Here is a 6,962-nt window from a genome sequence, read left to right as displayed (position 1 = left end):
CCAGTGCCGTTGGATTCCGGCCAGCCCGGCCCCTTCCAAACCCCCAGCCCAACCTCCGTCCCCTCGTCCCGCTTTCCTGCGTAACTTTCACCAATTAAATCCCAATTCTTATTCAATAACTTTAGCATTTTCCCATTTCCCACTGCGGTAACGTCCGAACGAAATAGCGGATCCAATTGCCCAGCCGATGGGGATGGACCACCAAATTGCGTCTTCGCCGATGAAATGAGCCAGGGAATAGGCCATGGCAACGCGGGAAAACAGGTTGAAAAGGGAACTTGCCATAAATGCCCTCATATCTCCGGCGCCCCGCAGCAGCCCGTTGGAGGAAAACATAACGCCCATCAGAATGTAAAAGGTGGAGACTGTGGTCATGTATTTCATGCCGTAGTTGATGGCCTCCGTATCCGTATTGGAATCCATAAATAAATGAAGCAGGTTCGGGCCGAACAGGAAAATGGCAGTGGTGATAATAATGCTGAAAATCAACACCATGAACAGATTGGCCCGGTATCCCTGTCTGACGCGTTCCGGTTTGTTGGCGCCGATATTTTGAGCGGTATAGCTGGACATGGCATTGGAAAAGTTCATATTCGGCATCATGGCCAGGGTATCGATTTTGGTTGCTGCCGTATAGCCTGCGATAAAGGTGGAACCATAGGAGTTTACCAGACCCTGCATCATCAGCATGCTGAAGGAGACAATGGACTGCTGTATCATGGAAGGCACTCCGACCTTTGCAATTCTGCGGACAGCAGACGAATGGAAGAGAGGCCTTTTGGGAATGGCGGGATAATCCATTTCATCCGGCATATTGACAATTCTTTTGACCAGCACAATAAAAGAGAACACGGCGCACATGCCTTGGGCGATCAGGGTGGCCCAGGCCACACCAGCCACTCCCATGTTGAATTTAATGACAAATGTGAGATCCAGCACAATATTGGTCAGCGTGGATACCATCAAAAATAAGAGCGGTGTTTTGCTGTCTCCAAGGGCATTGTAAATGGCATTCAGCGCATTATACAGGAACAAAAAGATCACGCCGCCAAAATAAATCCTCAAATAGCTTAAAGAGCTGTCGATAATATTGTCCGGCGTTTTAAGCAGGGACAAAAGCGGAAGGGCCAGCAGCTCTCCGATGACCATAATGATGGCGCCCAGAACGAAGAGAGAAATGACCGCAGTGGAAATTGTGGTCTTCATTTCCCTGATCTGCCCGGCGCCGAACTGCTGGGAAACAACAACGGTACACCCCATGGATAATCCGCTGGCTAAGGCGACTGCCAGAAATACTATGGGGAAGGAAGAGCCTACGGCCGCCAGGGCGTCGGAGCCCACAAAACGCCCGACTACCATGGAATCCACCATGTTGTAAAGCTGCTGGAACAGATTTCCGGCCAGCATTGGCAGTGCAAAGAAAAATAAAGTTTTTAAGGGATTGCCCTCGGTCAGATTTTTAATCATGTTGTCTTAACTCCTTTCGGCTTTCCGCGGCATTTTGCGCAATTCGTTTTAAAAATGAGTTGTACTGGGCCTGTTCTTCAGGGGAGAATCCCCTAAAACAGATGGCATTCCAGTCATCAAAAATCTGCCGGACCACGGAGACCATCTCTTTTCCGCTGTCGGTCAGATGAAGCAGTTTTTCCCGCTTGTTGTGAAGATTGACGCTTCTGACCAGATAACCGCCTTCTTCCAGGCGTGAAACCGTTTTGGCGATCCGGCCTTTATCCACATTCATCTCACAGCAGAGCGAATCCTGATTGCACGAATTCCTTGTCATCAGGACATAGAGGGTGAGCGCGTCCAGAGGATGAAGGCCGTGCGCCTCCACCCGGCTTCTTATGTAGCTTTGCTCAGAGCGCCTTATGATGTTGATGGGATTGAGCATAATGAGTTCCTTTCTATACAGACCAATAGTTGTCATATGCAACAGTTGTCAATGGAAACTTATTTTACACTGTTTTTACTGAGTTATCAAGTCTAATCTTGACATTTTTTTTAGATGTGCTAAAATGATATTCAGATTTTATAAAATAATATAATAAAAAGCTGTGAAAGCGTCAGTAGACATTTATTTTCTAGCAGAGAGAGGGAGTCACCGGCTGAAAATTCCCTTTAGTTCAGATAAGTGTTCGAAATTCCCGCCGGAGCTGCAGGATTGAACCGTTTTATGTGCCAGTAGGTTCTGCCGTTTATACACGTTACGTATTGATGCAAAGTCTGTATACACATTTTGTATAGATATTTATGTGTACATGCATATTTTGTATGCCGAGTGTCTGTCCGGTCTGTCCGGCAGGAATCAGGGTGGTACCGCGAATTTAACTTCGTCCCTATTTGGGATGGAGTTTTTTTATTTCACAGAAATATTTTTCTATGGAATACAAATGAAATGGAGGAAAAAATGAGAGAGCAGTTAGAAAAAATCAAAGAAGAAGCATTAAAACAGATTGAAGCTTCTGATGCCCTTGAAAAGTTAAATGAAATCCGGGTTGCGTACCTGGGCAAGAAGGGGCAGCTGACCACCGTATTGAAGAGTATGAAAGATGTTGCCCCGGAAGAGCGTCCGAAAGTGGGCCAGATGGTAAATGATGCCCGGGAAGCCATTGAAGCGAAAATGGAAGAGACAAAGCAGTCCCTTGCCAGAAAAGCCAGGGAAGAGCAGATGAAGAAAGAAGTGATCGATGTCACTCTGCCTGCCAAGAAGAGCAACATTGGACACAGCCATCCCAATACCATCGCTTTGGAAGAAGTGGAGCGTATATTCGTAGGCATGGGGTATGAGGTTGTGGAAGGACCGGAAGTGGAATATGATCTGTATAATTTCGAAAAATTGAACATTCCGGCCAACCATCCGGCAAAGGATGAGCAGGATACCTTCTATGTCAATAAAGATATTGTGCTTAGAACACAGACCTCTCCGGTTCAGGCCAGAGTAATGGAGCAGGGAAAACTGCCGATCCGTATGATCGCCCCCGGCCGTGTGTTCCGTTCCGACGAAGTGGATGCGACCCATTCTCCGTCCTTCCATCAGATTGAAGGTCTGGTAATTGATAAACATATTACATTTGCCGACTTAAAAGGAACCCTGGCTGAATTTGCAAAAGAGCTGTTTGGGGAAGAGACAAAGGTCAAATTCCGGCCCCATCATTTCCCATTCACAGAGCCCAGCGCGGAAGTGGATGTTACCTGTTTTAAATGCGGTGGAAAAGGATGCCGTTTCTGCAAGGGCTCAGGCTGGATTGAGATTCTGGGCTGCGGAATGGTGCACCCACATGTGCTTGAAATGTGCGGAATTGACCCGGAGGAATATTCCGGTTTCGCATTTGGCGTGGGACTTGAGCGCATTGCGCTTTTAAAATATGAGATAGACGATATGCGTCTGCTGTATGAGAACGACATTCGTTTCCTGAAACAATTTTAACTTGAAGGTTTAGAATATGCGTTGATTTGATTTTATAGGCATATTAACATCGATTTTTACATCGACCCTCAAGGCATTTTGTAAAATGCCTTGAGGCTTTAAGTTAAATGCCTTGAGGCTTTAAGTTAAATGACCAGGTCAGTAAAATAAAAAAGGAGATTTTTCAAATGAACACAGCATTATCATGGATAAAAGCATATGTTCCGGATTTGGATGTGACTGCTCAGGAATATACAGACGCAATGACATTGTCAGGAACAAAGGTAGAAGGCTATGAAGCCCTGGATAAAAATTTAGAGAAAATCGTGGTGGGCCAGATCACAAAGATCGAGCGCCATCCTGACGCTGATAAACTGATTATTTGTCAGGTTAACATCGGCACGGAATCCGTTCAGATCGTTACAGGAGCGCCCAACGTAAAAGAGGGAGATAAGGTTCCGGTTGTGTTAGACGGCGGTAAAGTCGCAGGCGGACACGACGGCGGCCCCCTTCCGGAGGACGGTATCCGGATTAAAAAGGGTAAATTGAGGGGAATTGAATCCTGCGGCATGATGTGCTCAATCGAAGAGCTGGGATCTTCCAGAGACATGTACCCGGACGCTCCGGAAAGTGGAATTTATATCCTTCCGGAAGATGCCGTAATCGGTGCGGATGCGGTGGAACTGCTGGGACTGCGGGATGTGGTATTTGAATATGAGATCACATCCAACCGCGTGGACTGCTACAGTGTACTTGGTATTGCAAGAGAAGCTGCCGCCACATTTAATAAAAAATTTGTACCTCCTGTGGTGACATCAACAGGGAACGAAGAAGATATCAACGATTATCTGAAAGTACGTATTGAAAATACGGAACTCTGTCCGCGATACTGCGCCAGAATGGTTAAAAATATTAAACTTGCGCCGTCTCCTGTATGGATGCAGAGGCGTTTGGCAGCCAGCGGCATCCGTCCGATCAACAATATCGTGGATATCACAAACTACGTGATGGAAGAATACGGCCAGCCTATGCATGCATTTGACTACGACCTGCTGGCAGGCCATGAGATCGTTGTAAAATGCGCCGCGGACGGTGATACATTCCAGACCCTGGACGGACAGGAGAGAAAGCTTGACAGTACCGTACTCATGATCAATGACGGTGAAAAGGAAGTGGGTATTGCCGGAATCATGGGCGGTGAAAACTCCAAGATTACGGATGATGTAAAAACTATGGTATTTGAAGCAGCCTGTTTCAACGGAACCAATATCCGTCTTTCCGCAAAGAAAGTGGGTCTCAGGACAGATGCGTCAGGAAAGTTTGAAAAGGGCCTGGATCCTAACAACGCCCAGGCGGCTATTGACCGGGCATGCCAGTTGATTGAAGAATTAGGGGCTGGTGAGGTGATCGGAGGAATGATCGATGTATATCCGGTAAAACGGGAAGGCAGAAGAATTCCTTTCAATGCGGAAAAGATCAACAGCCTGTTAGGAACGGAAATTGACGGGGACACCATGAAAGGCTACTTCCAAAAACTGGACCTGGGATTTGATGAAGAAACTCAGGAAGTCCTGGTTCCAAGTTTCCGTCAGGATTTGGAGCGGCCGGCAGATATCGCGGAAGAGGTTGCCCGTTTCTACGGATACGATAATATTCCTACCACGCTTCCGTCTGGAGAGGCTACAACAGGAAAACTGTCATACAAGCTGAGAATAGAAGAAGTGGCCCGGGAAGTGGCGGAGTTTTCCGGATTCAGCCAGAGCATGACATACTCATTCGAGAGCCCGAAAGCATTTGATAAGCTCCTGCTTCCGGAAGACTGCCGGCTGAGAAAGACCGTAACCATTTTAAATCCTTTGGGTGAGGATTTCTCCATCATGAGAACTTCTCCGTTAAATGGCCTGCTGACTTCTTTGTCGACTAATTATAATAGAAGAAATAAGGATGTTAAATTATACGAACTGGCGAACATTTACCTGCCTAAGAGCCTTCCGCTTACGGAACTTCCGGACGAAAGGATGCAGTTTACGCTGGGAATGTACGGAGAGGGCGATTTCTTTACCATGAAAGGCGTGGTGGAAGAGCTGTTTGATAAGCTGGGTATGAAGAAGAAAGTCCACTATGATCCCCAGGCTGACCGTCCATATCTGCATCCGGGCAGAAAGGCGGATATCGTATATGAAGGAGTTACTTTAGGATATATCGGTGAGATTCATCCTGATGTGGCCGACAATTATAAAATCGGTGAAAGAACCTATGTGGCTGTCCTGGATATGCCCAATGTGATTCCATTTGCAGATTTCGACAGGAAATACACGGGAATCGCCAAATATCCGGCCGTTACCAGAGATATCAGCATGGTGGTGCCAAAAAATATTCTGGTTGGACAGATTGAAGACGTTATCGCACAGAGGGGCGGTAAGATTCTGGAGAGCTACCAGTTATTCGATATTTATGAAGGAGCACAAATCCTGGCAGGCCATAAGTCGGTAGCCTATTCCATCGTATTCCGCGCAAGTGACAGAACGTTGACGGATGACGAAGTTGGAGCAGCCATGAAGAAGATCTTAAATGGTCTCCAGGGAATGGGAATCGAACTGCGCGCATAAGACATTTTAACTGTTATATAGGATCCGATTAAATAATGCCGTTCAACCGGAATGTCTGATCATTCTGTTTGGACGGCATTTTTCCATATAGTGATATTTTCTCCATCCCCAATGAAAAAGATCCAGCCATCCACCCGCCTGGCTCCCGGTCCGCATTCTGTCTGCTGGTAAAATGCTATATAAACGGGTGAAAATGAGGAGGATTTTAAATGAAGCGTTTATTTAAGACGGCAGTCTTTGCTGAGACATTCATCGGCATTATATTCTGCCTTCTCTACAAATTGTCCATCGCCCCCACCCTGGCCGCAGGGCATATGGATGAGCAGACCGGTTACCCGGCTGTATGTTTTCTGGCATCACTTATACTATTTATCGTAGTATGCCTGTTAAAACCGGCAAGAAAGTTTCAAAAAGGATATTTAATCTATGCATCCGCAGTATTGCTATTGATTTGTGCAGTGTGCTTTTTTATTGGGATCAGATCAACCTGTCCGGTTTGTAATTCCCCATATTTTTAGTCAGCAGGCAAAAAAACGGCAGTATTATAAAAAAACGGAAATACTGGAAATATTTTATTACCACAATTTATAATCTTACTCTGTCAGGCCTTGTTTTTTAGCAGAAATCTTCTTATACTTTTTTATATGATTTTTTTATCGAAAGGAGAAAATATATGAAAGAGTTCTTTAATAAGGAATGGTGCCCATCAGACAAAATCCTGGTTATAGCCGCCGCCTCCCTGCTCGGAATCGTTATCGGATTTTTGATCTCTCCAATTAAAAAAGGGATTTATTGCGGTAATCATAATGGAAATACCGAACTAACTAAAGAATAGGTGGGGAATCTTTATTTAGTTGAGGAAGTTACGCCGTGAATCCTGGAAATGGGGACGGACGGGGGCGGAGGCCTGCTTGGAGGGGGGCACCGGGCAGAGCGGAATCCGTTGG

The 6,962-nt window shown here is 46.0% G+C and carries 6 protein-coding genes and 1 other annotated feature; of the genes, 4 read left to right on the top strand and 2 right to left on the bottom strand.

Going from position 1 to position 6,962, the window contains the following annotated elements:
- Positions 1-108: 108 nt before the first annotated feature.
- Entirely contained in the window at positions 109-1,467 is a 1,359-nt protein-coding gene (locus tag GPL15_RS15030; RefSeq protein ID WP_215699503.1) for an MATE family efflux transporter, read from the bottom strand.
- Positions 1,460-1,891, bottom strand: a complete 432-nt coding sequence (locus GPL15_RS15025) for a MarR family winged helix-turn-helix transcriptional regulator (RefSeq protein ID WP_215699502.1) — start codon at positions 1,889-1,891, stop codon at positions 1,460-1,462. The genes GPL15_RS15030 and GPL15_RS15025 overlap by 8 nt, the downstream gene beginning before the upstream one ends.
- Before the next feature lie 154 nt (positions 1,892-2,045).
- Positions 2,046-2,341, top strand: a binding site (T-box leader).
- Between the two features lie 66 nt (positions 2,342-2,407).
- Here GPL15_RS15025 and pheS point away from each other — a divergent pair.
- The 4 genes from pheS to GPL15_RS15005 all read left to right on the top strand — a co-directional run bounded on the left by pheS (position 2,408) and on the right by GPL15_RS15005 (position 6,850).
- Positions 2,408-3,427 carry a phenylalanine--tRNA ligase subunit alpha gene (gene pheS / locus GPL15_RS15020; RefSeq protein WP_215699501.1) on the top strand — a complete coding sequence of 340 codons (1,020 nt, stop codon included), beginning with the start codon at positions 2,408-2,410 and terminating at the stop codon, positions 3,425-3,427.
- A gap of 167 nt (positions 3,428-3,594) precedes the next feature.
- Positions 3,595-6,015, top strand: coding sequence for a phenylalanine--tRNA ligase subunit beta (gene pheT, locus GPL15_RS15015; protein ID WP_215699500.1), 2,421 nt, complete (start codon positions 3,595-3,597; stop codon positions 6,013-6,015).
- A 209-nt stretch (positions 6,016-6,224) separates the two neighbouring features.
- Positions 6,225-6,533 carry a hypothetical protein gene (locus tag GPL15_RS15010; RefSeq protein WP_215699499.1) on the top strand — a complete coding sequence of 103 codons (309 nt, stop codon included), beginning with the start codon at positions 6,225-6,227 and terminating at the stop codon, positions 6,531-6,533.
- Positions 6,534-6,688: 155 nt separating this feature from the next.
- Positions 6,689-6,850, top strand: a complete 162-nt coding sequence (locus tag GPL15_RS15005; RefSeq protein WP_215699498.1) for a hypothetical protein — start codon at positions 6,689-6,691, stop codon at positions 6,848-6,850.
- Positions 6,851-6,962: the final 112 nt, after the last annotated feature.

It is taken from the genome of Clostridium sp. MCC353 (genome assembly GCF_018785315.1).
In the GTDB taxonomy this organism is placed as follows: domain Bacteria; phylum Bacillota; class Clostridia; order Lachnospirales; family Lachnospiraceae; genus CHH4-2.
The sequence above is the reverse complement of the archived record's forward strand: the minus strand, read 5'-3'. Positions and strand labels throughout refer to the sequence as shown.

Coding starts and splice junctions, on each gene's coding strand:
- GPL15_RS15005 (WP_215699498.1), top strand. CDS start 6,689: ATGAAAGAGTTCTTTAATAAGGAATGGTGCCCATCAGACAAAATCCTG.
- GPL15_RS15025 (WP_215699502.1), bottom strand. CDS start 1,891: ATGCTCAATCCCATCAACATCATAAGGCGCTCTGAGCAAAGCTACATA.
- pheT (WP_215699500.1), top strand. CDS start 3,595: ATGAACACAGCATTATCATGGATAAAAGCATATGTTCCGGATTTGGAT.
- pheS (WP_215699501.1), top strand. CDS start 2,408: ATGAGAGAGCAGTTAGAAAAAATCAAAGAAGAAGCATTAAAACAGATT.
- GPL15_RS15030 (WP_215699503.1), bottom strand. CDS start 1,467: ATGATTAAAAATCTGACCGAGGGCAATCCCTTAAAAACTTTATTTTTC.
- GPL15_RS15010 (WP_215699499.1), top strand. CDS start 6,225: ATGAAGCGTTTATTTAAGACGGCAGTCTTTGCTGAGACATTCATCGGC.